This window comes from Tardiphaga sp., from assembly GCF_041424195.1.
In the GTDB taxonomy this organism is placed as follows: Bacteria; Pseudomonadota; Alphaproteobacteria; order Rhizobiales; family Xanthobacteraceae; genus Tardiphaga.
In genome coordinates, this window is sequence record NZ_JBGMOE010000228.1 from 16,809 (window position 1) to 42,656 (window position 25,848).

A 25,848-nucleotide genomic window follows, 5' to 3' on the forward strand; every position below is an offset into this window, starting at 1 on the left:
AGTGTCGCCGCAATAGGCGGAAACCGCGCTAGTGGGGGATTAACGTGTCTACGGTAGTGTCCAGCGGCATCGCCGGGGGTTTAAAATATGAGTTTCCGTATCTGCAGGGAAGCTGCTTGCGAGATCAGGTTCTGGCCAACGCACCAGTTGAAGGATCCATCTGGCCTAGCAATGGCAGACGTGCTTTTCCGCGGTTCGGCGGGCAGCTCATGAACTTCCGCGTAACTGCGCGGACGATACTCCATCTAGGCTCCGAACTGATCAGCACTGATGGCGTCGCGTTCTACGAACTAATCAAGAATTCGCTGGATGCACGCTCGCCGGAAATTCGAGTGGATGTGATCGTGCGCCTGCCGTTCGAGATCTACGACCAGGTCTTGCGGGAGCTGGGCGAGCGCCGCGATCCCCCGGACCGAAGTGGCGGCGCCCGCCCCCGGTCATGGCGGGACCTCCGGCAGCTTGCCGTCAGTCACATCGACGAGGAGGCGATCGAGGCGGATGAGCTGCGGACCGAGTTGGAAGCGGCGACTTCACGCGACGAATTCGTTGCCGCAATGCGCTCGGCCAACAGGATCGACGTCGATGACGACGGGGACGGAATGTCCGCACGCATGCTGCGCGACGTTTATCTCACCATCGGAACCAGCCACAGAGCGCGCGAACGTGAGGCGGAGGATGAAGATGACACGCGCCTCATACTCGGAGAGAAAGGTCTTGGCCGTCTTTCGGCGATGCGCTTGGGCGATGGCATGGAAGTCATCACGGGCACCCTGGGTACGGGCCATTGGAATGTGCTCGAGATCGACTGGAACGAGTTCGCGAACGCGGCGGATGACGACATCGGCAGCATTGCCGTCGCTCCGACGATCGGTGCGGAGAAGGATCGCAACGTCAAAGGGACTCTGATCCGCATAACGTCGCTCACCGCTCCTTGGTCGCAGACCAAATTGGACGATCTTGCGAGAGAAACGTTCGCACGGCTGGTTGACCCCTTCGCCGAAGCTGCGCTTCCCCTCAAGTTGACCTTCAATGGTGTTTCCGTTTCCGTTCCGTCGTTTGCTTCGTTCTTGATCGGGCAGGCGCACGGAGTTTTTACCGCGGAATATTCCGTGCCGGAGCGCGGCGAGCCGCGCTTATCCGGTCGTATGAACTACCGCCTCCGCAACCGCAGACGAACCTTCACCTTTCAGGGAGCGGAGATCGCAGAGATGGCCGGTGGTGTCTCTCGCAACCTGCTGAGGCGTGTTGGGCCGTTTTCGCTTGAGGTGCATTGGTTCAACCGTCGCCTCCTCACAAAGCTGGAGGGTATCGGCACGCTCGCACAGGTCAGAAAAATGCTTGCCGAATGGGCTGGCGGGGTCGCACTGTACCGCGACGGCTACCGGGTTAATCCGTACGCCGGGCCGAAAGACGATTGGCTCGATCTCGACAGGGACGCGTTTTCGACGAGTGGTTTCAAGTTGAATCGCGGGCAGATCGTCGGACGTGCGCGGATCAGCAAGGCGCTCAACCCTTACCTGACCGACCAGACGAACCGAGAAGGCTTAACCGACAGCCCCGAAAAGGCGGCCTTTGTGCGGTTGCTCTCGGCCACTATGGAGTTCTTCCGAGGTTTCTTGGTGGAGGTTGACCAGGAATTGACTCGAGCGAACCGGATCGGAGCCCGGGACGCCATTGACCGCTTCCGAGCCGAAGACGCGCGGATAGAAGACATTTTGCCTGAGCTGCTTGAGGCGTTGTCCGAAACGTCCGGCGGAGTTCAGCTTTCACGGCAGGTGAAGGAATCGCTTGGCTCATTGCGGGAAGCCGCTGCGGAGGTGGAAGCGGCCGCGACTGCACAGGAGCAGGAGCGGGGGCGCGTGATGCATCTGGCGAGCATCGGATTGATGATTGAGATTCTCGCTCATGAGCTCTATCGCGCGACTTCTGGCGGACTCAAGACGATCGCCGCCGCGCGCGTTTCTCGGAACCCGAACTCAGCGGGCACATCCCTTCGCGTGCTCGAAGCACAGCTGAAGACGATTCAGAAACGGCTGAAGGTACTTGACCCGCTTAGCACGAACGCGCGCCAGACAAAGGAGGAGTTCGATCTCGTCGAATGGGTCAAGGAGATCGTCGAGAGCTACTCCTCACATAGCGGACGGAACAGAATCGAGTTCAGAATAACTGTTCTTCCGCGAGGGGCAACCCGTCGAGTTCGCGCGGTCAAGGGCATGTTTGTTCAGATCATCGAGAACTTGCTTTCGAACTCCGTTCACTGGATCTCGCAGCAAGACAAATACGACAACGGACCGCGCGGCGATCGCGCGGAGGGCGATACAATCGGCACTGTCACCGTTCGGATTGAACCGCAAGCCAACAGAGTTTCAGTCATCGACGACGGACCTGGCATTCCCGAGGACCGGCGCGAACAGGTATTCCAACCGTTTTTCACGACGAAACGGCAGAAGGAAGGACGCGGACTGGGACTTTATATCGCTCGAGAAATCGCGGAGTATCACGGTGGCACGCTTACGCTCGGAACTGCGGACGAGGATGGAATGATTAATACCGTTACGCTGGATCTGGGTGAAGGTGATGAGTGATATGACTGATGTCGCGGACTTGCTGCACGTCGCAACGGTCGCAGTGATAGACGATGCCTTTCTGGCCGTTGACTGGGATAACGTAGATCGGGGGCAGCGCGATGCGATCTCAAAGCTTCTGCTCGATGACGATGTCTCCGCCGAGATAGAGGAGAGAGGCTTCTTCCGAAAAGATATAGCGGCGGCGCCAGCGGAGGCCCTTGACGCGCTCACTTCACCCGATGCGGAGCTCGGTATTGGTTTTGCGAAGATAACGGACGTTTCGTCAGATCTCGGTCGCATTCTCGAACGACGGCATACAATGCGGCAGGTAGCGGCGGCGATGCGCAAGACGACAAACTGCGAAGTCGTTGAGATGGACCCAAACGCCGCTCTCGACGACATCTCTCGTTTCGACGTCATCTTTCTCGACTACTATCTGGACGATACCCAGAACAACGGCGAGCGAGCGCAGGCTATTGCCGCGCAGATTCAGAGCCGGAGGGATAAGGAACGCAACCAGCAGATCGTCCTCATGTCGTCCGTGGACAGTGTGAAGGACTTCCGAGCTGTCTTTCGGAAGCAAGCGGGAATCGAGGGAGCGTCTTTTGCCTTCGTTGCGAAGAAAGACCTCGACGAGCCTTGGAAGGTGCGCGCCCACCTCGAGATGCTCTCGCGAGCCATGCCGCATGCCGACGCCTTGGGAAAATATATCGATGGTGTAAAAGCCAACGTTGAATTGGCGCGCAATCGCCTATCTGAAGCGATAGACGATCTCGATATTGGCGACTTCGCCTATATACAGCGCGTTGCCCTCCATGCGGACGGTCATCCACTTGGTGACTATCTTTCTTGGCTCCTATCCACCCATCTAATGGCGCTGGCTTTCGAGGGCGGGCTCCGAGAGCAACAGCGGGCTGTGGATCGGATGGAATTTCAAGACGGCCCGCTTAGCCCGGCAGTGCCATCCATCGGCGTCGCAAATCTCTATCATGACGCATTGTTCGCGCGTAATCTGGGGGCGCTCGAAGCTCACCCGAGGGCAACGCCGGGCTCCAAATACATAGATGTCCCGCTGGTTCAGTTGGGCGACGTCTTTCTCGACGCCGAACGGACAAAAGCGGTCGTGGTGTTGAGCGCAGACTGCGACCTCGCATTTTCGACCGTCGAAGCACGCGCGCCTGATCGGAATCGTGCCGTCATTCTGGTGGACGGCCGACCAACGTCCATTCGATCCGAAGCAGGCCAGAAGGGCAGCGCACATATCGAGGGCATGGTCTCGGGTGCCGATGTGTATCGAATCGACTGGGATTTCGACACCTTCCGGACAGTAAAACTAGGCGAACTCTCGAAATACTTCGCCGATCTGGGTCTCGACACCTTGCAGCGTGACCGACTGCGACCTCTTTATGGCCTAAAGTTGCAGCAGCAATTCGGCGCCAATCTAATGCGGGTTGGCCCGCCAGTCATGCCGCCGTTCGCTCGGCCCATGCGAGCTCACATCCAAAGGGAGCGGCCCGACGGAACCGTGAAGGTGAAGTTGGATGCGAGCGAAGTCGTCGCGGCACGCTTCGGTGACGAACTCGCCTTACGCATGACCCCATCGCTCGTCGGAAAGCTGCAGGCTGAGTGTCGTCAACTACTGTCTGACGAAGAGGACCGTCTGGCCGCGATGCCTTCCGCCGGCGATGGAGCGGTCATGAAGGCCCACAGCGAAATGACCAAAAAGGTCGAAGCGCTTCGTAGTCAGATCGCGAACGATGCTCTTTGGATCTCACTTGTGACCGATCATCTAGTGCCTGCTCAAGGGAAGACGCATAGATTAAAGGGAGGTATCTGGCTCGCCAGAGGAACTGGTTGGTCCTTTCCCTCGAACCCTGCGATCGTGCTTGCGCTCGCAGAGCATGACGATCCCGATGCCGATCAAGCTGTCTTAAGCTCACGCCCAGATTTGCCGACTAAGACCGCTGATGCAGCGAACGGTTCTGAAGCGATGATCCGAGACCCAGCCGATATCAGTGTGATAGAAAGCGGCGCCATTCCAGATGGGCCGCAGCCTAAGACCAAAGGTAACCCGCGTCGTCCTGGTGCGTAGCGCAGACGGCCCCTCCTGAGCTTCAGCCGGATTGGAATAGGGAGTCAGGATGGGGCAATAGGCTTCTTGAGCCTGACGAAGTCCGTTATGCCGGAAGCCTAAGGCGAAGCGGAATATCCAATTCCGGCGTGGGTGGATGGAGCTCCATCGGGGCGCAACGGATCAAATCGATGCGGCCTCGGATGCGATTGATCTCGAGGTCTATGATTTCGTCCAACTGCTTCGGATAGACGTGATGGATGAACCGTTGCGGATCGTTTTCAAGCTTGCCGTCGAACGCCATCTTGATGATCCGGAAGTGACTAGCCGCCCTCCAGAGATGTTCCTGGATGACGCTGCTGGTAAGCCCGGATTTGTCCTGGATGAGTTCCAGCAGTTTTCCGTCGATCGCGAGTATCTCCTCGATGAACGCCTTGTCGCCCGATTTGAAGCTCTGTTTCCATGTAGGATCGAGCAGCAGCAGCAGAATCCGCATATGTTCTGGTGACGAGTGTCGGCTCTTGAGATCGGTGGCGATCAGGCGGTTCGTGCTCGATAGCTGTAGATACGGCCCGTAGAAGTTGTCCAACTTCGATTGAAGCGACTCGAGCTCCTTCTCGTTGGCCTTCTGTATCGTGGTCGCCCTGCTGCTTCGGCCGTTCGACCAGATGGCCAGAGCGGCGACGCAGACGCCGAGTAGGCCGCCGAGTCCAGTCAGGAGGGTTGCCCAATCCTTGCCTGTCCAATGGCCGTCGTCCTTGCTGGAGATGCAGTTGCACGGCAGGACCGGCGGTTGCGACGTCTCAAGCGCGGTTCCGGTCACGGGCCCGGAATTCGCCCGCCCCGCGAAGGGCGGTTGCGTGGACTGGCCGCCGGCCGTGTTCGTCTGCGCGCCAGCTCCGGAGCAAGGCAACGCCACTACCGCGAGAGAGGCCAGAACTATTGCAAACCGACGAAAATCGCTCTGGTTCGTCATGACGACACAGACAACGAAGTCATCCACTCTTCGACGACGCTTTTAGCCCCCGTTGGAAGTCCGCCGTTAAAGCCGGTCGAGATGGGTTTGAAGTCCGCCTGCATGAGTGCGTCCTGAAAAGTGCGTTCGTCGTAAAACGTGAAAAGCCTGCCATCGGCGTCGTAGACGTCCCCCGTACCGGTCTTGACGGACGCGAACAATAGGCCATCGGACCGCAGGATCCTATTGATCTCGCGGAGTGCGACCGCCAGGTCGCCTCTCGGCAGATGGAGCAAGGATGCGGATGCCCAAACACCATCGAAACTCGCATTCGCGAATGGAATAGCTCTCATATCGGCGACGACCACTGGCGCCTGCGAAGTGGCGTGCGCTATCGTCGCGATCTGCGCCGCGTAATCCAGCCCGAACGCCGTGCGGCCCTGCTGGTGGAAGGATGCGAGATCATGTCCGGCGCCGCAGCCCAGGTCCAGGACGACTCCGTCGGATGGAAGGCGGACCATAAATTCGTAGAGCTCACGCTTCAAGGCGCGACCGCGGGTGGCGTCGGCGTATTCCTGCGAACGCGATTGGTAGAAGTGGCGTGTCCGATCCTCGTTCTTGCCTGTACGGATGGCTTTCATAGTGATGTTCCCCGGCGGCGATCCGCAGGACGATGGACGAACCCCGGTGGGTCGTGAGGGCCCGAACGGCAACAAAGCGGTTGAAACACTCGTCGACGGCGTGTGTTCGCGCCGCGATTCACGCTAGATGTAGCGAAGCTGTTCATTCAACGCCAGAGTCGGCAACAACCCATTGATTTATCTCGACCATCAAGCGACCGCACCGACCGACGATCGGGTCATCGACGCCATGCTGCCCTGGTGGCGGGAACGTGCGGCGAACGCCCATTCCCCGCACGCCCTGGGCCGTGCCGCGCGCGACGCCGTCGAGGAGGCGCGCGGCATGGTGGCGGCGCTTATCGGCGCGGATGCGTCGGAGATCGTCTTCACATCGGGCGCCACCGAGGCCTCCAACCTCGCATTGCGTGGCATGTTGCGTCCCGGGCAGCATGCCGTGACGACGACCATCGAGCACAGTTGCGTGCGGGAAACGCTCGGCTCCCTCTCGGACGCCGGTTTGATCGTCACGGAAGTGAAGGTCAGCGCGGAGGGTCTGGTCGATGCCGATGCGATCGAAGAGGCGATCCGGCGGGAGACCCGGCTCGTTTCCGTGATGGCCGTCAATAACGAGGTCGGGACCATCCAGCCAATCGCCGACATCGGAGCGGTCTGCCGGAGCAGCGGAGTCGTCTTCCATACCGACGCGGCGCAGGCTGTCGGCAAGATCCCCGTCGACGTAGCCGGCATTAACATCGACCTGCTGAGCATATCGGCCCACAAGCTCTACGGACCCCAGGGAATAGGCGCGCTTTATTGCCGGAAGGCCCTGCACTCCCAGCTTTCTCCCATCCTGACAGGAGGCGGCCAGGAGCGCGGCCTTCGTTCCGGAACGCTGCCGACGGCGCTTTGCGTCGGTTTCGGCGAAGCATGCCGGATCGCCGCTGCGGAGATGAGTGCCGAGGCTGGCCGGCTCGCCGCGCTGCGGTCGGTGTTTCTCGACCGCCTGCTGGCCATGCTCGACGGAGTCCGGGTCAACGGCTCGCTGGACGAGCGCATTCCAGGCAACCTGAACCTGACGTTCGCCGGCATCGACGCCGAGTCGCTGCTGTATCGGCTGGAGGATGTGGCGCTTTCCACCGGATCTGCCTGTTCCTCCGCCGCGATCACGCCCTCTCACGTGTTGCTCGCGATGGGATTGGAGCAGGAGGCGGCGGAGGCGTCGGTCCGGATCGGGTTCGGGCGTAGGACGACGCGGACCGAGGTCGAGACCGCGGCGGGGCGGATTTCGGACGAAGTGAAGTCCTTGCGTCTTTCATCCGGCTCGCCCAGGGTCGCCGCGTCGGGCGGAACCCGCAAGCGTAGCGGCCTTTAGCCTATCGGTGTATGCATGTCTGATCGCGAATACGAAGTCTTTTCCGGGCACGAATCCTTTGCCTGCCGCTACGGCTGGCTGCCGAAGCTTCATGAGGCCCTGCTGGCGAATCCCGAGCTGTTCGCGGACGACGACGCGGCCATCGTGTCGCTCGGCATCGGCAAGAACATGGTCAAGTCGATCCGGTTCTGGGGAGACGCGTTCGGCCTGACCCGGACGGTGGGCCGTCAGGTCGTGCCGACGGCTTTCGGTATCGCGCTTCTAGACCAGAAGAACGGGCGCGATCCCTATCTCGAGGACAACGCGTCGCTGTGGCGGCTGCATTGGACGATTACCACCAACGCCAATCTGGGAGCCTGGAGCGCGGCCTTCATGGATCTTCCGGATACCGAGGTGCTGAAGGACACGTTCGTGAAGTCGGTCCAGGGCAAAGCCGTGTCGGCCCGCGGCGCCATCACCTCCGGCACCGTGGCCCAGCACGTCGACATTTTCCTGCGGACCTACGACGGCGGACGGACGACCGCGGCCGGCGTCGTCGAGGAGGGGCTGGGATGCCCGCTGCAGGAACTGGGGTTGCTGGACGTGGTCGACGCCGGCGCAAGTCCCGTCCTGAGATTCAGGCGAGGGCCGAAGCCGGACATCGACGTCGCGACGATGGCCTTCGCGGTCTGCGGCTTCTGGCAGTCCGTCGCTCCCAACAGCCGTTCCATCTCCCTTCGGTCCCTCATGGTCGACCGCCGGTCTCCCGGAGCGGTGTTCAGGCTGGACGAATCCTCGATGCATGGCGCGTTGCAGAAAATGACCGATGTGTCGGGCGGCTTCTCGCTCAGGGACGATGGGGCCGGCGGGGTGGACCTCGTCAGATCTGCCAACGCGCCGCTCAGCAAGCTGGAGGATGTCGCGTGGCATTGAAGAACACGAAGATTTCTGACCGCATCTCGATCGGACGCAGATATGTCCGTTCGGTAGACATGGGGCGGGATCTGGCCGATCCGAACGCTCTCGCCGGCTACGTGATCACGCCGTCGGTCCGCGACGCGCTGCATCGGATCCTCAGCGGCCTGCGCGGCGACTCGACCCAGCGGGCCTTCCGGGTGACCGGTCCCTACGGCGTCGGCAAGTCGGCGTTCGGACTGCTGCTCGCAAAGTTGTTCCTCGACCGCAAGGTCGGCAAGACCGGCGCCGCTCGGAAACTCCTGAGGGCGGAGGAGGTCGCGCTTCCGGAAACGCCACAGTACCTGCCGCTGGTCGTGATGGGGCGCCGGGCGAACTTCGCCGATTGCCTGCTCGCGGAGATAAGAAAGGCGCTCACCGGAGTGCGTGGCGCGAAGGCGTCCGCCCTCTCCAAGGACTGCGCGTCGCTCGAGGGGCAGCGCGCCAAGGGCGTCCGCAACGATACTGATGTGCTCGACATGCTCGGGCGTCTGTCGAGCGACATCAATCCCGGCGGCGTCCTGCTGCTCGTCGACGAAATGGGGCGCTTCCTCGAATACGCGGCGCTCCACCGACGCGAGTCCGACCCGTCCTTCTTCCAGCAGCTCGCCGAGCGCGCCGGAGGCCTGCAGGACAATCCCCTCGCCGTCGTCGCGTTTCTGCACCATCGGTTTGCCGACTATGCCGCGGGTCTGGGAGAATGGGCGGAGGCGGAGTGGGTTCGCTCCGCCGAAAGGTACGAAGACGTCGTGCTGCACGATTCCACGGAGCAGACGGCCTTTTTGTTGGCGGAGGCGATCGTTCATCGCCCCGCCGAGACGGGTGACGTGGCGGCGAAGGCGCAGAAGCTCTACGGCGAAGCCTCGGTCCGCGGCGTCTTCACGACCCGAAAGAGCGAGCTCGCCAAGATAGGGCCTCAACTCTATCCGCTCCATCCGGCGAGCGTCGCATGCATCGCGAACATCGCGGGGCGCTTCGGACAGAACGAGCGGTCCGTGTTCAGCTTCCTGCAGTCCCTGGAGCCCCACGGCTTCCAACGCTTCATCCACGACGCGAGACACGGTGCGGACGTCTGGTACACGCTTGCGGAGCTCTACGACTACGTCGCGGCCCTGGGCGACGTGCGTTTCAGGTCCGCCGACCGCGATCGCCGCTGGGATTTGCTGCGGAACGCCGTCGCGGAAGGCGGCGACCTGCCTGAACTCTCTCTCCGCGCCCTAAAATGCGTCGGTCTGCTCGCCGTCCTCGAACCCACGCCGGGACTTCGGGCCGATCCGGCGACCGTGGCCTGGTGCCTCGGCGCCTCCGTCAAGGAAGCCGAACGAGCTCTCGGCGAGCTCGTCGAGCGAAAGCTGCTGTATGTCCGCTCCCACCGCGAAGACTACAGCCTCTGGGCCAGCACCAGCGTCGATCTCGACGGCTGGCTGCAGCAGGCCCGCATCAAGACGCCGCAGATCCGGCGTCTCGACACCGTCCTGTCGGCGCTGCCCCCTTCCCGGCCGCTCGTCGCGCACAAGCACTATCATCGGACAGGCACGCTGCGGGCATTCACGGTCGTGCACTGGAACGGCGACGGAAAGCCGGGCGTCAAGCTCGCCCCCGACACTGACGGCGCCATCGTCGTCGTTCCAGTCTATCCCGATCAGGACATGCAAGAGGTGAGTGACGCGGTCGCCGCCTCGACCGACGCGGCAGACGGTCTCACCGTCTATTGTCTTCGCCAGCTCACGGCGGCGACCTTGGTCGTCGCATGGGACTTGGCACTCTGGCGATGGATCGAACAGAATTGCGGCGACCTGCGCGTCGACGATCTGGCCCGACGCGAGGTCCGAGGCCGAATCTCGAGCGCGTCGGAAACGCTCCACGCCGCGCTCGAACCCTTCGGCCGGCCGTCGTCCGACGGTGCGGAGGAGGTCTGGGTGCACCGCGGCGCGCCGCTCGACGTTCCCAGCCGCAGCCATTTGAACCGCAAGCTGAGCGACATATGCGACGAGGTGTTCGCCGAGGGTCCCGTGCTGCGGAACGAGCTGATCAACCGGGCACGGCTATCGTCAGCGGCCGCGAGCGCCAGGATGCGTCTGCTGGAGGCCATGGTGTCCAATGCGGATCAGCCCTTTCTCGGGTTCTCCGGCGCTCCTCCGGAGCGGACGGTCTACCTATCACTCTTCCTCTCCTCGAACATCCACCGGATCGAAGACGGGCACTGGATGTTCTCGCCCCCCGATCCGGACGACAAGAACTGGAGCCCGGTCTGGGCGCGGATCGAGACGTTCCTGAGCGGGCGCGGATCCTGTTCGTTCGAGGAGATCGCGGCCGATCTCGCCAGGCCGCCGATCGGGCTGCGGGCCGGACCGGCGCTTCCGATGATCGTCGCTTTCATGCTTCACCATCGCCGCGAGGTGGCTTTCTTCGAGCGCAACACCTTCCAACCCGAAGTGACCGGCGCACACTTCATGCGGCTGGCCAAGAGCCCAGCGAACTTCGCGTTGAAGCATCTCGGACGGTCGTCGTCCACGGCGGCGGTTCTGGAGAAGCTGTCCGCCGGCCTCGACATCTGGCGGGATGTGCCGCGGCCGGAGGCATCGCTGAAGCCGGTCGTCGAAGCCGTGTACCGGTGGTGGCAGGCGGTACCCGCCTACGGCAAGGAGACCACCACCATCTCCAAGCCTGCACAGGCCGTCCGGTTGGCGTTGAAGAAGGCGCATGAGCCGATCGATTTCGTCTACGGGCAGTTGCCGCGGGCCTGCGGTCTGGCACCCGTGGATCCGGAATTGCACGATGCGGCGCAGTCGGACGCCCTCATCGAGCATCTGAACGCGTCCTTCCAGGAGATATCGGACGCCGGGCCTCGCGTCCGCAGCGAGGCGCAGGCCGCCCTGCTGGAGGCGTTCGGCGCCCGGACGCTCGAAAAGCTGAGGACCCAGATCGGCAGCGACTACGGCCGTCACGTCTTGAGGCTGACCGACTATCGTCTGCGGGCGTTCATCGACCGGGCCTCGGACGCCGGGATGGAGGACGAGACCTGGCTGGACGGCGTCACCAGCCTTCTGACCGGGAAGCGGATCGACGCGTGGAAGGACGACACGATCGGCACGTTTGTGTTCGAGGTCCAGACCATCGCAGCGCGCCTGGCCAGATGGCTCGCCCATATGAAACTGCAGGACGCCGATGCCGCGCCTATGGTCAGCGTCCATGTCGTCGACACGGCGGGGCAGGAGAACATGGTCGTGATCCGGAAGGGGACGCTCACCAAGGAGTCCTCCGACAAGGTCGCGCAGATCAAGAAGCTGCTCGCGAGCGCCAAGGACCCGTCGTCGGTGCTCGCGCACGTGATGGCGGACGAACTCAAGCACCACGTCGCGAAAGAACCCACCGATGGCTGATACTCAGCGCCCACGCCACATTCTGAGCCTTTCGGGCGGCAAGGACAGCGCCGCCCTGGCGATCTACATGCGCGACCGCGTCCCTGACATGGAGTACATCTTCAGCGACACCCGCAAGGAGTTGCCCGAGACCTACCAATACTTGGAGCGGATCGAGGACTATCTCGGCAAGCGGGTCCACCGCCTCAACGCGGAGCTGGGGTTCGACCACTGGTACGAAGTCTACGGCGGCATGATCCCTTCGAACCATCGCCGCTGGTGCACCAAGATGCTGAAGCTGAAGCCGTTCGAGCAGTTCGTCGGCGACGAACCCGTGCTGAACTACGTCGGCCTGAGGGCCGACGAGGACCGCAGCGGCTACATCAGCCACAAGGCGAACATCACGCCAGTCTATCCGTTCAAGGACGACGGACTAAAGCTCTTGGACATCCAGGACATCCTGATGTCCAGCGGCGTCGGGATGCCGCCGTACACGGACTGGGGCAGGACGCGATCGGGTTGCTACTTCTGCTTCTACCAGCAGAAGATCGAATGGGTCCGTCTCAAGGATGCCCATCCCGCTCTGTTCGAAGAGGCCAAGAAGTACGAACGGCCCTATGAAGCCAGCGGCAACGTCTTCACCTGGACCTCCGGAGAGAGCCTCGCCGAGCTGGAAAAGCCCGAGCGCGTGCAGCGCATCCGCGACGAGCATGAAAAACGCAAGCAGCAGGCCATCGTGCGCGGCGCCAATCTGACGCTCGAGCAGGTCTTTGCAGGAACGGCCGAAGAAGACGATGTCGAGGGTGGCGACGCCTGCGCGATCTGCACCATTTAATATCCCCATTAACTTGGGGCAATTTGTCCATTCGCCCGTCGTTGCACGCTTATCGAGCCGAAGAACGTCTCCGGGCGCCGCGTCACGTCCGGAGCCAGCAGGACTTGCCATTCGGCTGCACGTTCCTGATGCAGCCCGGAAGTATGTGCTCCTGGAATTTGTGCACCGAGATTGGAGCTAAACGGGCGTCGGCTCTCGTCAGGGTTTGAAAGGCGGCGCGGTGTCGCGATCGTGCACTTCATCGTTTGAGCTGAAGCCCGGCTCATCGTCCACGCCGGAGTCCATTGCCTCCTCCGGATTATGGGCGTCCGATTGAGCCGAGTGCCTCAACCCGACGATTTGAACGCTCCCGTTTCGCTCGCGAAGTATCAGGACATATGGTGCAACGATCCACCGGCGAGTTCCGGGAATAAGGCCGGGCTGCGCCATCCGGGGATTGGCGGCCAGTAATTGGCGGGCCTCCCTCATCCGCGCAGAAAGTTTCTTAGCTGCCGCGGGGCTTTTTAGAACGAGATTCTGGATTTCCGTCAGAAACCATTCGCGAGCTGCCGCCGACATCCCTGCGAGTCGCTGCGAGGTCATCTTTCGCTGGTCCCAAGCCGTCTCGATTCTGCCCGGGCAATGATCTCATCGGCTTCATCCATTACGGCATCGAAGTCGAAAATTTCACCTCGGTCGAGGGCAGCCATGCTTTCGGCATCCCGAAGAATGTCCGCGCCTTCCTCGTCCAGATATCGTTTCAAGGCGCGCAGCATCACCCAAGTCCTGTCGCGTTCGAGCGTCTTGGCGATCTTTTCGTAGGCATCGATTGTTGCAGCGGGGACGCGAAGGGAGATCTGTAGTTTTTCCGAATGGGCTGACATCGGCGCTCCTGTGATGCAATGAACCCCACCGTATCCCATTGAGATGCAGATAGCGAGAATGGCTTTCCGAGCTCGAAAACGAGGTTAAGGAGCTGACTAAAAAGTACTGATATTTCAACGGAATACCCATCACCCAACGATCTCGCCGTCTCGGAGACACGACGAAGCCGAGCCCCGGTCAACGAAACGAAAGATGCGAAGACATTTCTTGCTCGAGACACAAGGTGAATTACGCAGGCGACAGTCAGCCTTCTAACTGCATGCAGTCGCTACCCACGATGGCCGTGACCACCCGCACTCGGGGCTGCTCGACGTCATTTGAGGTACGTCCGCAGGACCTCGATCAGTTCGCTCGCGCCTTGAGCACCGCCAGATTTCGGATCCTTGGCCGGATCGACGATGTGGTTGCGGATATGATCTTCCATCACCTCGGCCGTCAGGCCGTTGATGGCGCCGCGCATTGAGGCGACGAGCATGAGGATGTCGGCGCAGCCGAGCTCGGCTTCCAGCGCCCGCTCAACGGCTTCCGCCTGGCCTTTGATGCGCCGGACCCGGGCCATCAGTTTGGTCTTGTTCTTGATCGTGTGCATCGGCTTCGTCTCGACTTCGCCAAGGTCTTCGTACCGGAAGATAGCACACATGTTTCGAACGGTGTCCAACGACCCTGTATAGGGTAGGGGGTTATATTACACACCAAACCTGTAGCGGCCCGACACCGGAGAACGACATGGCGACGATCCATCATTCGCAGTCCACCTTGGCGGATGCCGCCGAAGCACGCACGACCGTGCCGGCGGCGGCGCCCGGGGCCGGTAACCGTGAAAATGGACATGACCATGAAGGTCCGGGTCACGACCATGACGACCATGGTCATGAGGATCACGACCACGCCTTCGAATGGCCCGAGATCGTCCGGATCGCCGTCGTGGCGGTCGCGGCAGTCGCGGTGTGGTTTCGCATCTGGGAGCCTGTCCCGGCCGTCAGCGTGATCGGAGTCGCCGGTCTGCTCCTCGGCGGATGGCCGATCCTGAAGGAGGCGTTCGAGAACCTGCTCGAGCGCCGCATGACCATGGAGCTGTCCATGACCATCGCGATCGCCGCCGCCGCGGCGATCGGCGAGTTCTTCACGGCGTTGGTGATCACGCTGTTCGTGCTCGTCGCCGAGGTGCTGGAAGGGCTGACGGTCGGACGCGGGCGCAAGGCGATCCGCGACCTGCTAGAATTCCTGCCGCGGGACGTGTCGGTGCGGCGCGCCGGCGCGATACGGACGGTCGCCTCCGAGACCCTCGCCGTCGGCGATGCCGTCCTCGTCGATCCAGGCGGCCGGATTCCGGTGGACGGCACGGTCGTCTCCGGAAACTCGTTCGTCGACGAGTCCGGGATCACCGGGGAGTCGATGCCGGCCGAAAAGGTCGCGGGTGCCCGCGTCTTCGCCGGTACCGTCAATCAGTCCGGAGCCCTGGAAATGGTGGCGGAACGCATCGGCCGCGACACCAGCTACGGAAAGATCATCGAAGCCGTCGAGCGTGCCGAAAAATCCCGCGCGCCCGTGCAGCGGCTTGCGGACCGGCTTGCCGGCTATCTCGTCTATTTCGCTCTCGGCTCAGCCGTTCTGACCTATTTGCTGACGCGAGACACCTACGCGACCATCTCGGTGGTCATCGTCGCCGGCGCCTGCGGCATCGCCGCGGGCACGCCGCTTGCGATCCTGGGCGGCATCGGCCGGTCGGCCAGGCTCGGCGCCATCGTGAAGGGAGGCGTCCATCTGGAGACGCTCGGCAAGGTGGACACGGTCGTTTTCGACAAGACGGGCACGCTCACCCTCGGGCGTCCGGAGGTGCAACGGCTCGATGCGGCGAGCGGCATCACCGAAACCGAACTGCTGGATGCCGCCGCATCCGCCGAGGCGCGTTCGGAGCATCCGCTGGGCAAGGCCATCGTCGAGTACGCCGTGAAGACGGGACGGACCGTCGTCGAGCCGCTGGACTTCGCCTACACGCCGGGGCGCGGCATCCGGACCGGCGTCAAAGGGCTCCTGACGTTCGTGGGAAACCGCACGTGGCTGGAAGAGAACGGCATCGTTCTGCCTGTGGCGTCCGCCCGCCATGGCCCGACCTCGGAGATCTACGTTTCACAGGACGGCCGCTTCCTGGGGCGGATCGAGGTGGCGGACACTGTGCGCCCGGAGGCCAAGCGGGCTATCGATGCCCTTCGCGCCATGGGAATCCGGACGGTCCTACTGTCGGGAGACGCGGCGGCGGTGGCGAACGGCGTCGGCCAGACGCTCTGTATCGCCGAAGTGAAGGCCGAAATGCTTCCAGAGCAGAAGCTGGCCTTCGTTCGCACTCTCGTCTCGTCGGGAAGAACGGTCGCCATGGTGGGGGACGGGGTCAATGACGCTCCGGCACTCGCGGAAGCCAGCGTGGGCGTCGCCATGGGGTCCGGTACCGACGTGGCGCAGGAAAGCGCGGACGTCGTGCTGTTGGGCAACGATCTCGTCCGGTTCGTCGAAACCGTCGCGGTCGCCCGCCGCACCCGCGGCATCATCTGGCAGAATTTCGTCGGCACCATCGGCGTGGACGCATTCGGCATCCTGCTGGCCGCCCTCGGCTTCCTCAACCCGCTCCTCGCGACGGGCATTCACGTGACCTCCGAACTTGCTTTCATCCTGAATTCGGCGCGGCTGCTCCCGGCACCTCGCAAATCCGAGGAGCGAGCCGCGGCACGCAGGATCGACCCGTGAGCGCCCCGTCGCCGTGCGTCGACATCTGCCAGTTCGACCGTAGGAGGGACATGTGCACCGGCTGCTTCCGCACCACGGACGAAATCCGTCGCTGGCGGAAGATGACCGACCATCGCCGGCGCGAGATCCTGTCGGACCGTCGGCGGCGCGAGGCGAAGCTGTCGGAACGCGCGGCAAAGCGCGTGGAGCGGCTATGACGGCGCGCTGAGGCACTTAACGGAAGACACATCCCGGTCCACGCGTCGCCGAAGCAAGTGATGTCTCGGGTTCGTGGTGCTTGCACCCGTCCGGAACGCATATACCGCTTTGGCCCGGTTAGCCCGGTCGAGGCCATTCGGGGTGATGGCTGTCGATCACGAAGGCATGGGCATGCTGGTAGCCGGCGTCGGAGCGTCCCGCGCCGGCTAGGTGGGGGTGGTCGGGTGGAAGCTGGTCGTGGACGTGGGCGAGCTTCTCCGGATCGGTGGCCGGCCAGAGAGCGAGGGCGGCGATGACGGCAGCCGCGGCGATCGTCGCGAGGAGCAGGAAGGCGACCGGCATGCCGGCCTTGGCGCCGACCCATCCCGCGACGGGATAGGTGACGAGCCAGCATGCATGGGAAAGGGCGAACTGAGCCGCGAACAGCGCCGGCCGGTCCTCCGCCTGGCTCGACCGGCGCAGCAGGCGTCCGGACGGCGTCTGGGTGAGCGAGTATCCGAGACCCAGGACGAACCATAGGGGGAGCAACAGCGCGTAGCTGGGAAGAATGCTGCCGGCAAAGAGGCAAAGGACGAGCGTTACGGCGCCGGTCGTCATCGCCCGGCGATCAGAGATGCTGTCCAGCAGCCGGGGCAGCAGGAAGGCAGCGACCATCGAGCCACCTCCGAAGGCTGCGAGGGCGAAAGCCGTCTCCCGCTGCCCGAGGCCGAATCCGGCCTGGACGAGTACGACCGTGTTGACGATGACCATCGCGCTCGCGGAGGCCGCGGCGAGGTTGAGCGCCAGCAGCCCGCGCAGGCGCGGCGTGGCGAGGTAGATGCGCATGCCGCGCGTGGTGCGGTCGTAGATGCCGCGCCGCTCGGTCGGCTTCGGACTGGGCAGTACGACGGATACGACAAGGGCGGCGGATGCCAGGAAGCCGACGACGGTGCCAGCGAACAGCGTATGGAAGCCGATCACGGTCAGCAGCGCCGCTGCGAGCATCGGACTGACGACGCTCTCCAGATCGTAGGCGAGACGCGAAAGGGAGAGCGCTCGCGTGTAGTCTCCCTCTTCCGGGAGCACGTCCGGAATCGTGGCCTGGAACGTCGGCGTGAAGGAAGCCGAGGCGGACTGCAGAACAAAGATGAGGACATAGACCTGCCAGATCTGGTCGACGAACGGCAGCGCGAGCGCCACGACGGCCCGGACTAGGTCGAGTGCGACGAGCATGCCGCGGCGGGGAAACCGTTCGGCGAAGGCGGCGGCGATCGGCGACACGCCGACATAGGCCACCATCTTGATGGCCAGCGCGGTCCCGAGCACGGCGCCGGCTTCGGCGCCGGCGAGATCGTAGGCCAGCAGTCCCAGCGCGACCGTGGCGAGCCCGGTGCCGATGAGAGCGACGACTTGCGCGGCAAACAGATGACGGTACGTCCGGTTAGCGAACACGCGCAGCATTGGCGTCATCCATCCTGATTTGGACTCCGGCCTCCGCAGCTATGCCGGCCGGGCCGCGTCGTGTTGTCGCTATACGCGATAGAGCACGCACTTGCTTTGACTCGGCCGTTCCCGCGTGCGAATGAAAGCTATATAGGGTATCCCCCTATAGAGGTCAAACCGACGAGCGCCCGGACCGAGTGGGCGTCGTGCGCAGAGGAGCCTCCCGCGGAGGTCTGTCATCATGGGCGAAAAGCATCTGCACGACAGCCACCCGGACATCGTCAAGCGGCTGAAGCGCGCCGAAGGGCATCTGCGGCGCGTCATCGAGATGTTCGATGAGGGACGGTCCTGCGTCGATCTTGCGCAGCAGCTTCATGCCGTCGAGAAGGCGGTAGAAGAGGCCAAGCGCACCCTGATCCACGACCACATCGATCACTGTCTGGACGCGGCGACGAACGGGAAGGGGCGGCCGACCGACGTTTCCCTCGCCGAATTCAAGTCGATCTCGCGATACCTCTGACGCCGGATCCAGGAACAGCCAATGGCGCTCAACATCTACAGGCTCGGCTTCACCGTCGTCGTATTCGCGGCGGGCGTCGCGTTCGCGACGCTGGTGCTGCGTGTTCCGGTAAGCACGGGAAAGACCGACGCCCCCGTCGCATCGAAGGCCGAAACCAGGACATCGGCGTCCGACAAGGGCGAAATCCCTGTGGATGACGAGCGTATCCAAGCCGCGGAGATCGTGCTGAGCGACGCCGGTCCGGGGACCGTCGCGAAGAGATTGGTGGTGCCGGGGGCCATCATTCCCGATACCGATCGCATCGCGCGCGTGACCGTCAAGCTGGCCGGCACGGTCTCGGAGCTCCGCAAGAACATCGGCGACGAGGTGGCGCGCGGCGAAATCCTCGGCATGGTCGAAAGCCGGGAGGTGGCCGAGGCGAGGAGCGAATATCTGGCTGCGAAACTTTCCGACGACCTCCAGCAGGAGCTGACGGGCCGCGACAAGGGACTTGCCGAGGGACGCGCCATTCCGGAGCAGCAATATCTCAAATCGCGCAGCGCGGCCGCTCAGAGCCGCATGCGTTTCGACATCGCGCGTCAGAAACTCCTCGCCCTCGGTCTCAACGAAGCCGAGGTCGCCGCCACCCCCACGGCGCCGGAGGGAACATTGCGGCTGCAGGCCGTGCGTTCGCCGATCGCGGGACGCGTCATCGAGCGCAAGGTCGAGATCGGCACGGCCGTCGGGCGGGACAGCCAGTCGCCTGAATTGTTCGTCATCGTGGATCTGGGAAAGGTCTGGATCGAAATGACCGTCGCTGCGAACGATCTTGCCAGCGTCCATGAAGGCCAGACCGTCCGCATTTCCGTCGCCGGCGATTCCGTCGTGGGGACGGCGAAGGTCAGGTTCGTGAATCCGGTGCTGGACAAGGAAACCCGGTCTGCGCGGGTCGTGGCGGAAATCGACAACCCGGACCGGATCTGGCGGCCCGGCGCGTTCGTGACGGCGGCGATCGCCGTCGAGGAGCGAGCGGTGCCGGTGGTGGTGCCGATGACTGCCGTCCAGAGCGTGGCGGGCCGCAACGCCGTCTTCGTTCGGACCGCTGACGGCTTCCGGAAGCGGGACGTCGTACTCGGCCAGCGCGATGGCGCGTCGGTCGAGGTGGCGTCCGGCCTGAAGTCCGGCGAGCGGGTCGCTACCTCCAACTCGTTTTCGCTCAAGGCGGAGCTTTCCAAGCCGACGGACGAAGACTGATGATCGAACGCATCGTCGAATTCTCAGTCCGCCGACGTTGGCTGGTCCTGTTTTTGGTGCTCGCAGCCACGCTGTCGGGAATCTGGTCCCTGTCGCGCCTGCCTATCGATGCCGTGCCGGACGTCACCAACGTCCAGGTCCAGGTGAACGCGGTGGCGCCCGCACTGACGCCGCTCGAGATCGAAAAGCAAGTGACGGTCGCGCTGGAGACGGCGCTCGCCGGAATCCCCGGCATGGAAGCAACGCGATCGTTCTCGCGCAACGGCTTCGCCCAGATCACCGTGGTCTTCGCGGACCGCACCAACATCTATTTCGCCCGCCAGATGGTGACCGAGCGCATCAACGATGCGAGGTCGCTTCTGCCGCCCAACGTGGACGTCCGCCTCGGGCCCATCTCGACGGGCCTCGGCGAGATCTACTGGTGGGCGGTGGAGTACGAAAAGCCGGGGGCGAGTTCGCCGGTGCGCGACGGCCAGCCGGGATGGCAGAGCGACGGCAGCTATCTCACGCCGGAGGGTGAGCGTCTGGCCAACGACTTCAATCGGACGGTCTACCTGCGCACCGTGCAGGACTGGATCATCCGACCGCAGATGAGGAGCGTGCGCGGCGTCGCCGGCGCGGACGCCATAGGCGGCTTCGTCAAGCAGTTCCAAGTCCAGCCGGATCCGCAGAAGCTGATAGGGCTGGGCATCACGCTGGACCAGATCATCACCGCCATCGAGAAGAACAACGCGAGCCGCGGCGCGAACTACATCGAGCAGAACGGCGAAGGCCTTGTAGTGCGCGCTGCGGGGCGGGTCGAGAATGCCGACGACATCGCGCGGATCGTCGTCAGCACGCGCGGCGGAGTGCCGGTGCGCGTCCGGGACGTCGCCGAAGTGGTCATCGGTCGCGAATTGCGCACGGGCAGCGCGAGTGCGAACGGGCGCGAAATCGTCCTGGGAACGGCCCTGATGCTCGTCGGTGAGAACAGCAGGACAGTCGCGGCGGCCGCCGCCGCGAAGATAGACGAGATCAACAAGACGCTGCCATCCGGCATCCGGGCGCGGACCGTGTTGAACCGCACCGAACTGGTCGATGCGACGATCCGGACCGTGGCGACCAATCTGGCGGAAGGCGCCTTGCTGGTCGTGGCCGTGCTGTTTCTGATGCTGGGCAACTTCCGGGCCGCACTGGTGACGGCGTGCGTCATCCCGATCACCATGATGATCACGGCCACCGGCATGCTGGGCGGGCGCATCAGCGCGAACCTCATGAGCCTGGGCGCCCTCGATTTCGGCCTCATCGTCGACGGCGCGGTGATCATCGCGGAGAACAGCCTGCGGCACTTCGCGGAGCGTCAGACCGCGCTTCGGCGGACGCTGACCCGGGAGGAAAGACTGGAGACCGTCTCGGCCTCCACGATCGAGATGATCCGCCCCACGGTCTACGGACAGGCCATCATCATCCTCGTCTACGCACCGCTTCTCGCCTTCACGGGCGTCGAAGGCAAGACCTTCGAGCCCATGGCGCTCACCGTCATGATCGCGCTGGCCGTGGCGTTCGTCGTGTCCCTGACCTTCGTTCCGGCCGCCATCGCGATTACCATCACGAAGCCGGTGCGCGAGGAGGAGAACTTCATCGTCCATGGCCTGAAATCGGCCTACGTCCCGCTGCTTTCGCGGGTCATGGCCCGCCCCGCGCCGGTCGGGGTCGCGGCGGTGCTCCTGTTCGCCGGTGCGCTGATGCTGTTCACGACTCTCGGCCAGGAATTCACCCCGACGCTGGACGAGAAGAACATCGTGATGGAGGTGAAGCGCATTCCCAGCACCTCGATCACGCAATCGCAGGCGATGCAGCTCCAGATCGAGAAGCTCGTCAGCAGGATTCCCGAAGTGGCGTTCACGTTCTCGCGGACGGGCACTCCCGATCTCGCCGCCGATCCCATGCCGCCCAATGCGTCGGACACCTACATCATCGTGAAACCGCAGAAGGAGTGGTCGGATCCCTCCATGACGAAACAGGACCTGATCGCGAAGATCGAGGCCGAGGCGGGCAAGCTGCCCGGCAACAAGCTCGGCTTCTCCCAGCCGATCCAGATGCGCTTCAACGAACTGATCGCCGGCGTCCGCGAGGATCTCGGGGTCAAGGTGTTCGGCGACGACTTCGGCGCGATGCAGACGGCCGCGGCCCGCATTTCCGACGTGCTCCGGACGGTGGACGGCGCGGAGAGCGTGAAGGTCGAAGAGACCGCCGGCCTGCCGTTCCTCGAGATCCGGATCGACAAGGCGGAGATCGCCCGGCGCGGGCTGAATCTAGCGGACGTCCAGGACGTCATCGAGACCGCGGTCGGCGGCCGACCCGCCGGCCTCGTCTTCGAGGGAGACCGGCGGTTTCAGATCCTCGTCCGTCTGAACGACGTGCTCCGCAACGACGTCGATGCGATCCGAAATCTGCCGGTACCGTTGCCTCGCACCCGCGACGGCGCCACGACGGCATCGGTCCCGCTCAGCGCCATCGCGACGTTGGAGCAGACGGACGGCGTCAACCAGATCAGCCGCGAGAACGGCAAGCGGCGCGTGGTGGCGACGGCCGAGGTGCGGGGCCGCGACATCGGATCGCTGGTTGGCGAGGTGCAGGCCAAGGTGGCGGAGCAGGTGAAGCTGCCGCCGGGAAGCTATCTGGCATGGGGCGGCCAGTTCGAGAATTTCGCCGTCGCGCGGCAGCGGCTGATGCTGGTCGTGCCGGGCTGCTTCGCGCTGATCTATCTGCTTCTGTTCGGTGCGCTCGGGTCGTTAAGGGATGCCCTCCTTGTCTTCAGCGCGGTGCCGCTGGCGCTCACGGGAGGCATCGCCGCGCTGTGGCTTCGGGGAATGCCATTCTCCATCTCGGCCGCCGTCGGATTCATCGCTCTATCGGGCGTCGCGGTGCTCAACGGTCTCGTCATGCTGACCCGCATCAGGCAGCTGATCGGCGACGGAATGCAGGTCGACCAGGCCGTGCGTGACGGCGCCCTGACACGCTTCCGGCCCGTCGTCATGACCGCGCTCGTCGCGTCGCTCGGCTTCGTGCCGATGGCGCTGGCGACCGGCACGGGTGCGGAGGTCCAGCGGCCCCTCGCGACCGTCGTCATCGGCGGACTGATCACGGCGACGCTGCTGACGCTCGTCGTCCTGCCGGCGCTCTATGGCCGGTTCGGTGGCGCGAAGCACTGACCGGTAGGATTAAAGGGCATCGCATCATTCGTCGGTCTCGCCGCCCGGCGGTGCGATCCCCATGAGAGCCTCGAGCACGTCGTCCGGCAGGTCCTCGACCGCCATCGCGAATACCACGTCGGGCGAACCGCAAAGCGGGCAGGCGTGACCGAGGTGGTCGTATTCGTGCTCGCCTGAGTCGGCGCAGGCGGTGCATCTGAAGCGCGCCATGCTCACTCTCCCTTGCGGGGCTGACTATCCGCTTCGACGAACCGGTCGCCGGCGCGGTCGTATTGAAGGAACAGCGTGTGCCAACGCCCGTCGACGAGCCTCCGCTCGACGTGAAGGTCCGGGACTTCTCCCTCGGCCGGAGGCCGTTGCTCCGCATGCGCGTCGCATCGCGTCGCGACCCAATCGCCGGCGCGGAGCACGCCGGCATCGCCGCACACCTCGCAGGTCGTCGCGCTGCGGGCCTCGGCCAGGTCCACGGCCTCTTCTACGCGCGCGGCAGCCTCCGGCGACAACGATCCCTCCCAGCGGATGCGCACGGTGCCGTACTTCTCGCTGATCTGCATCACCCGAAACGAGCCGCCGTGCAGGCGGACGGCCGCGCGGATGCGGGCGCACGCGCGCTCCAGCAGGTCGCGCCAGCCGTCGTCGACGGCGGGCAAGCCCGGCGCCGCCAGCGAAGCGCCGACGGGATGGAAGATGTCGGCGTAGGATTCGACGAGCTCGAGACGCCAATCGGGATGCGACCGGGTTGCCAATTCAGGTTCCCCCACGCTCGAGCTGTTGCCACTCGTCAAGAAGGTTTCGAAGTTCCGCAGCACCGTCAATCATGCCGATAAAACCTTGTAGTCGGCCGTGCGATCCGGAAGCGGTCCGGCCGTTGGCTCGACCCTCGTCTCGACCCGGCCGTCGGGGACGACCCGCAGGACGCCGATCGAGTTCGCGCCGAAGAGGGCGAGCAAGTCGACCGCGCGAGCGACCGACGGATCGGGCGTCGAGGGGGAGAACAGGAAGTAGAACCTCGGATAGAAGGTCGCGAGCGTGAGATAGGCCGGAAATACGCCCTCCAGATATCTCAGTTCGGACTCTTCGTGCCCGTCCAGGATGAACATCTCCAGGCCAGCACGACGCTCGGCGTCGGGCGTCAGGATTTCGAATCCTTGATCCGAGGTGAAGAAGCGCGAGGTTGGCCGGCGCTTCACCGTCGTCCCGGAGCCCCATATCGGAGCGGCGTGCTCGTTGAGCGCGTGAAGCATGAAACCCCTCTTCAGCTCCCGAGCCCGCAGGACCGCCATTCCCCGGGCCGAGCTTTCGGGACTGGGCCGCACGGGCTTGGACTGCCGCGCTTCCGCGGCGGCGGAAAGCACGCCGAGCCGTTCCCGAAGCTGGACGAGAGTGATCTCGCCAGCCTTGAGCTCCGTCAAAGATTTCACTCCCAAGGCGCGATCCAGATCGTAGATTCTCGCCGCGACCTCGGCTGCGTTGAATACCCGCGATACCAGAGCGTCCCGCGGCATGCCTTCCGCTTCTGCGATCGCCCTCAACCGGTCCAGCAGAACGACGTAGCGGCGAAGGACGCCCGCCGAAAGCTTCGTCGCCTCGCTCGCCGCCTTGCGCAGGCCTGCCAAGTCCGCGTCCGCACCCGCGGCCAGAGCCTTCGCAAACGTCTCGCCGAGGACGAACCACGGCTGCCCTCCATCCCTAGCCGCAGACAAGCCGCGGCGTAAGTCCACGAAATCGTTAACGGAAATTAACGACGATTCCTGTGCCACCGCATCCTCCATTGACAAATTAGCATATAACATGATTTCTCTTCTAAATCAGCAGATCAAAATTTCAATTTGCTAAATCAGTAGGAGACTCTAGTGAAGCATCCAAGCCAGCATAAATCAAACCTCATCACGGCGCCGTCCGAAGGCGAGAGGGGCGCGATCGCGTCGGAGTCTTCCTTCTTGCAGCTCAGCGAGATGTTGAAACTGTACGGGGCCGCCATCGCTTTTTCCCAAGAGTTCGGCCCCATCAGTTTCCCGAAAATCCGTCCAATTGAGCGGTTGCGCGGAGACACTTCGAGGCTTGGCCGGCGCGTCCGCAGCCACGCCCCTTCGCATGAAACCGACTCCGAACGCCGCAGGCACCGCCGGTGCGCGGATCGCGCGACGCCTCACGGTTTCCGCCGGTCGGCGGCAACTCTGTTCCATCACGGAGCGCATGCCGGCGACAGCGTCGGCCGCAAGGACTCCGGATCCGAGGACCAGAAGTCATGATGGGCAAAGCGAGCATGTCCGCGATCGATGAACGCACGGCGACCTACCGGTCCCCTGCCTTCCACCGCGCCGTCGCCGACGCGCTCGCGCGCAGCGCGGCCGATGTCGCCATCGTCTCCAATGCCTTGGTCGATGCGGGACGCATGTCTGCCACCGCCGCGGCGACGCACGCCGTGGCCCGCGATGCGGCATACCTGATCGCCGGAATGGCCGGTCGGCAGCGCTACCCCGCATCGGTGATCCGGGTCACGGCACGCATCATGGCGATGGAGCTGCAGTCCGAGGTCGGGCAGCGTCCCGGGGGCCGCAAGCATGGGCGCCAGCCCTGTCCGGCGGCGACGTTCGGCGACGAACTGGCGAACGTCTTCACCCATTCGCGATCTGCGGCAGACGACGGTCGCGATCGCACCTTCCCGTTCATGACGGTGACCTGGACCGAGAACGGAAGCGTGCTGTTCGGTACAACCGAATACGGCGGACCGAATGCACCGAAGCGCTTGTACTGCAGCACGCCGCTACCGGCCCCTCCCGGTGAGGGCAACTGGGACTTCGTGCAGGTCCCCAAGGTCGGCGGTTCCCTGATCTCGCCGCCGTCGATGGCCGCCTTGGCCCGGATCATGGGTGCCGTCGCGGATGGCGCCGACGATACCGCGGACAAGCCATAAGATGAACCTCCGCCGCCACAACGCACCGACGATCTCGGCCGAT

At 63.8% G+C, this 25,848-nt stretch carries 22 protein-coding genes; 13 read left to right on the forward strand and 9 right to left on the reverse strand.

All coding sequences use genetic code 11. From position 1 onward, the window contains the following. Positions 1-44 precede the first annotated feature (44 nt). Together ACEK02_RS31695 and ACEK02_RS31700 are read left to right on the forward strand one after the other, a co-directional pair. Positions 45-2,585 carry an ATP-binding protein gene (locus tag ACEK02_RS31695; protein ID WP_371425623.1) on the forward strand — a complete coding sequence of 847 codons (2,541 nt, stop codon included), beginning with the start codon at positions 45-47 and terminating at the stop codon, positions 2,583-2,585. Next, positions 2,578-4,659: a hypothetical protein gene (locus tag ACEK02_RS31700; protein ID WP_371425625.1), complete on the forward strand. Its 2,082-nt coding sequence runs from the start codon at positions 2,578-2,580 to the stop codon at positions 4,657-4,659. The genes ACEK02_RS31695 and ACEK02_RS31700 overlap by 8 nt, the downstream gene beginning before the upstream one ends. Positions 4,660-4,744: 85 nt before the next feature. Here ACEK02_RS31700 and ACEK02_RS31705 read toward each other — a convergent pair whose 3' ends face one another. Both ACEK02_RS31705 and ACEK02_RS31710 read right to left on the reverse strand, forming a co-directional pair. Next, positions 4,745-5,614 (reverse strand): hypothetical protein, encoded by an 870-nt coding sequence (locus tag ACEK02_RS31705; protein ID WP_371425627.1) that lies wholly within the window; start codon positions 5,612-5,614, stop codon positions 4,745-4,747. Next, entirely contained in the window at positions 5,611-6,234 is a 624-nt protein-coding gene (locus ACEK02_RS31710) for a class I SAM-dependent methyltransferase (protein WP_371425629.1), read from the reverse strand. Before ACEK02_RS31710 ends, ACEK02_RS31705 begins: the two co-directional genes overlap by 4 nt. Before the next feature lie 172 nt (positions 6,235-6,406). Here ACEK02_RS31710 and ACEK02_RS31715 point away from each other — a divergent pair, with 172 nt between their 5' ends. From ACEK02_RS31715 to ACEK02_RS31730, 4 genes are read left to right on the forward strand one after another with little or no spacing between them, the layout of a single operon-like run. Then, complete coding sequence (locus ACEK02_RS31715) at positions 6,407-7,585, forward strand: cysteine desulfurase family protein (protein ID WP_371425631.1); 1,179 nt, start codon at positions 6,407-6,409, stop codon at positions 7,583-7,585. Positions 7,586-7,600: 15 nt separating this feature from the next. Further along, positions 7,601-8,497 (forward strand): DUF4007 family protein, encoded by an 897-nt coding sequence (locus tag ACEK02_RS31720; RefSeq protein ID WP_371425633.1) that lies wholly within the window; start codon positions 7,601-7,603, stop codon positions 8,495-8,497. Beyond that, positions 8,488-11,901 carry a hypothetical protein gene (locus tag ACEK02_RS31725; protein WP_371425635.1) on the forward strand — a complete coding sequence of 1,138 codons (3,414 nt, stop codon included), beginning with the start codon at positions 8,488-8,490 and terminating at the stop codon, positions 11,899-11,901. The genes ACEK02_RS31720 and ACEK02_RS31725 overlap by 10 nt, the downstream gene beginning before the upstream one ends. Continuing rightward, positions 11,894-12,715, forward strand: coding sequence for a phosphoadenosine phosphosulfate reductase family protein (locus tag ACEK02_RS31730; RefSeq protein WP_371425637.1), 822 nt, complete (start codon positions 11,894-11,896; stop codon positions 12,713-12,715). The genes ACEK02_RS31725 and ACEK02_RS31730 overlap by 8 nt, the downstream gene beginning before the upstream one ends. Before the next feature lie 198 nt (positions 12,716-12,913). Here ACEK02_RS31730 and ACEK02_RS31735 read toward each other — a convergent pair whose 3' ends face one another. The 3 genes from ACEK02_RS31735 to ACEK02_RS31745 form a co-directional block, all read right to left on the reverse strand. Further along, positions 12,914-13,297 carry a type II toxin-antitoxin system RelE/ParE family toxin gene (locus ACEK02_RS31735; RefSeq protein WP_371425639.1) on the reverse strand — a complete coding sequence of 128 codons (384 nt, stop codon included), beginning with the start codon at positions 13,295-13,297 and terminating at the stop codon, positions 12,914-12,916. Continuing rightward, a complete protein-coding gene (locus ACEK02_RS31740) occupies positions 13,294-13,578 on the reverse strand; it encodes a CopG family ribbon-helix-helix protein (RefSeq protein ID WP_371425641.1) in 285 nt (94 codons plus the stop codon). The genes ACEK02_RS31735 and ACEK02_RS31740 overlap by 4 nt, the downstream gene beginning before the upstream one ends. A gap of 314 nt (positions 13,579-13,892) precedes the next feature. Continuing rightward, positions 13,893-14,168: a metal/formaldehyde-sensitive transcriptional repressor gene (locus ACEK02_RS31745; protein ID WP_371425643.1), complete on the reverse strand. Its 276-nt coding sequence runs from the start codon at positions 14,166-14,168 to the stop codon at positions 13,893-13,895. Between the two features lie 137 nt (positions 14,169-14,305). Here ACEK02_RS31745 and ACEK02_RS31750 point away from each other — a divergent pair, with 137 nt between their 5' ends. Further along, complete coding sequence (locus ACEK02_RS31750) at positions 14,306-16,321, forward strand: heavy metal translocating P-type ATPase (RefSeq protein ID WP_371425645.1); 2,016 nt, start codon at positions 14,306-14,308, stop codon at positions 16,319-16,321. Further along, entirely contained in the window at positions 16,318-16,518 is a 201-nt protein-coding gene (locus tag ACEK02_RS31755; RefSeq protein WP_371425647.1) for a DUF1289 domain-containing protein, read from the forward strand. The genes ACEK02_RS31750 and ACEK02_RS31755 overlap by 4 nt, the downstream gene beginning before the upstream one ends. 118 nt (positions 16,519-16,636) lie before the next feature. Here the strand turns inward: ACEK02_RS31755 and ACEK02_RS31760 are convergent, their stop codons facing one another. Next, the gene (locus ACEK02_RS31760; protein WP_371425649.1) at positions 16,637-17,959 is read right to left on the reverse strand and encodes an MFS transporter; all 1,323 of its coding nucleotides are present in this window, start codon (positions 17,957-17,959) and stop codon (positions 16,637-16,639) included. A gap of 223 nt (positions 17,960-18,182) precedes the next feature. Between ACEK02_RS31760 and ACEK02_RS31765 the strand changes: the two genes are divergently transcribed. The 3 genes from ACEK02_RS31765 to ACEK02_RS31775 are packed head-to-tail and all read left to right on the forward strand — an operon-like array spanning position 18,183 to position 22,888. After that, entirely contained in the window at positions 18,183-18,461 is a 279-nt protein-coding gene (locus ACEK02_RS31765) for a metal-sensing transcriptional repressor (RefSeq protein WP_371425651.1), read from the forward strand. 21 nt (positions 18,462-18,482) lie between these two features. Then, the gene (locus ACEK02_RS31770) at positions 18,483-19,694 is read left to right on the forward strand and encodes an efflux RND transporter periplasmic adaptor subunit (protein WP_371425653.1); all 1,212 of its coding nucleotides are present in this window, start codon (positions 18,483-18,485) and stop codon (positions 19,692-19,694) included. Next, a complete protein-coding gene (locus ACEK02_RS31775; RefSeq protein ID WP_371425655.1) occupies positions 19,694-22,888 on the forward strand; it encodes an efflux RND transporter permease subunit in 3,195 nt (1,064 codons plus the stop codon). Before ACEK02_RS31770 ends, ACEK02_RS31775 begins: the two co-directional genes overlap by 1 nt. A 24-nt stretch (positions 22,889-22,912) precedes the next feature. On the opposite strand, the gene ACEK02_RS31780 is transcribed toward ACEK02_RS31775, so the two are convergent. The 3 genes from ACEK02_RS31780 to ACEK02_RS31790 are packed head-to-tail and all read right to left on the reverse strand — an operon-like array spanning position 22,913 to position 24,648. Next, positions 22,913-23,098, reverse strand: coding sequence for a hypothetical protein (locus ACEK02_RS31780; protein WP_371425657.1), 186 nt, complete (start codon positions 23,096-23,098; stop codon positions 22,913-22,915). Between the two features lie 2 nt (positions 23,099-23,100). Continuing rightward, positions 23,101-23,697, reverse strand: coding sequence for a hypothetical protein (locus ACEK02_RS31785; protein WP_371425659.1), 597 nt, complete (start codon positions 23,695-23,697; stop codon positions 23,101-23,103). Positions 23,698-23,703: 6 nt separating this feature from the next. Next, complete coding sequence (locus tag ACEK02_RS31790) at positions 23,704-24,648, reverse strand: hypothetical protein (RefSeq protein WP_371425661.1); 945 nt, start codon at positions 24,646-24,648, stop codon at positions 23,704-23,706. A gap of 93 nt (positions 24,649-24,741) precedes the next feature. On the opposite strand from ACEK02_RS31790, the gene ACEK02_RS31795 reads away from it, so the two are divergent. Both ACEK02_RS31795 and ACEK02_RS31800 read left to right on the forward strand, forming a co-directional pair. Then, complete coding sequence (locus ACEK02_RS31795) at positions 24,742-25,140, forward strand: hypothetical protein (RefSeq protein ID WP_371425663.1); 399 nt, start codon at positions 24,742-24,744, stop codon at positions 25,138-25,140. Continuing rightward, positions 25,137-25,805 (forward strand): hypothetical protein, encoded by a 669-nt coding sequence (locus tag ACEK02_RS31800; RefSeq protein ID WP_371425665.1) that lies wholly within the window; start codon positions 25,137-25,139, stop codon positions 25,803-25,805. Before ACEK02_RS31795 ends, ACEK02_RS31800 begins: the two co-directional genes overlap by 4 nt. Positions 25,806-25,848: the final 43 nt, after the last annotated feature.

What these genes read in the sequence shown, in the direction of transcription:
- ACEK02_RS31700 (WP_371425625.1), top strand. Translation starts at nt 2,578, where the DNA reads ATGAGTGATATGACTGATGTCGCGGACTTGCTGCACGTCGCAACGGTC.
- ACEK02_RS31705 (WP_371425627.1), bottom strand. Translation starts at nt 5,614, where the DNA reads ATGACGAACCAGAGCGATTTTCGTCGGTTTGCAATAGTTCTGGCCTCT.
- ACEK02_RS31710 (WP_371425629.1), bottom strand. Translation starts at nt 6,234, where the DNA reads ATGAAAGCCATCCGTACAGGCAAGAACGAGGATCGGACACGCCACTTC.
- ACEK02_RS31720 (WP_371425633.1), top strand. Translation starts at nt 7,601, where the DNA reads ATGTCTGATCGCGAATACGAAGTCTTTTCCGGGCACGAATCCTTTGCC.
- ACEK02_RS31730 (WP_371425637.1), top strand. Translation starts at nt 11,894, where the DNA reads ATGGCTGATACTCAGCGCCCACGCCACATTCTGAGCCTTTCGGGCGGC.
- ACEK02_RS31735 (WP_371425639.1), bottom strand. Translation starts at nt 13,297, where the DNA reads ATGACCTCGCAGCGACTCGCAGGGATGTCGGCGGCAGCTCGCGAATGG.
- ACEK02_RS31740 (WP_371425641.1), bottom strand. Translation starts at nt 13,578, where the DNA reads ATGTCAGCCCATTCGGAAAAACTACAGATCTCCCTTCGCGTCCCCGCT.
- ACEK02_RS31745 (WP_371425643.1), bottom strand. Translation starts at nt 14,168, where the DNA reads ATGCACACGATCAAGAACAAGACCAAACTGATGGCCCGGGTCCGGCGC.
- ACEK02_RS31750 (WP_371425645.1), top strand. Translation starts at nt 14,306, where the DNA reads ATGGCGACGATCCATCATTCGCAGTCCACCTTGGCGGATGCCGCCGAA.
- ACEK02_RS31760 (WP_371425649.1), bottom strand. Translation starts at nt 17,959, where the DNA reads ATGCTGCGCGTGTTCGCTAACCGGACGTACCGTCATCTGTTTGCCGCG.
- ACEK02_RS31765 (WP_371425651.1), top strand. Translation starts at nt 18,183, where the DNA reads ATGGGCGAAAAGCATCTGCACGACAGCCACCCGGACATCGTCAAGCGG.
- ACEK02_RS31770 (WP_371425653.1), top strand. Translation starts at nt 18,483, where the DNA reads ATGGCGCTCAACATCTACAGGCTCGGCTTCACCGTCGTCGTATTCGCG.
- ACEK02_RS31775 (WP_371425655.1), top strand. Translation starts at nt 19,694, where the DNA reads ATGATCGAACGCATCGTCGAATTCTCAGTCCGCCGACGTTGGCTGGTC.
- ACEK02_RS31780 (WP_371425657.1), bottom strand. Translation starts at nt 23,098, where the DNA reads ATGGCGCGCTTCAGATGCACCGCCTGCGCCGACTCAGGCGAGCACGAA.
- ACEK02_RS31800 (WP_371425665.1), top strand. Translation starts at nt 25,137, where the DNA reads ATGATGGGCAAAGCGAGCATGTCCGCGATCGATGAACGCACGGCGACC.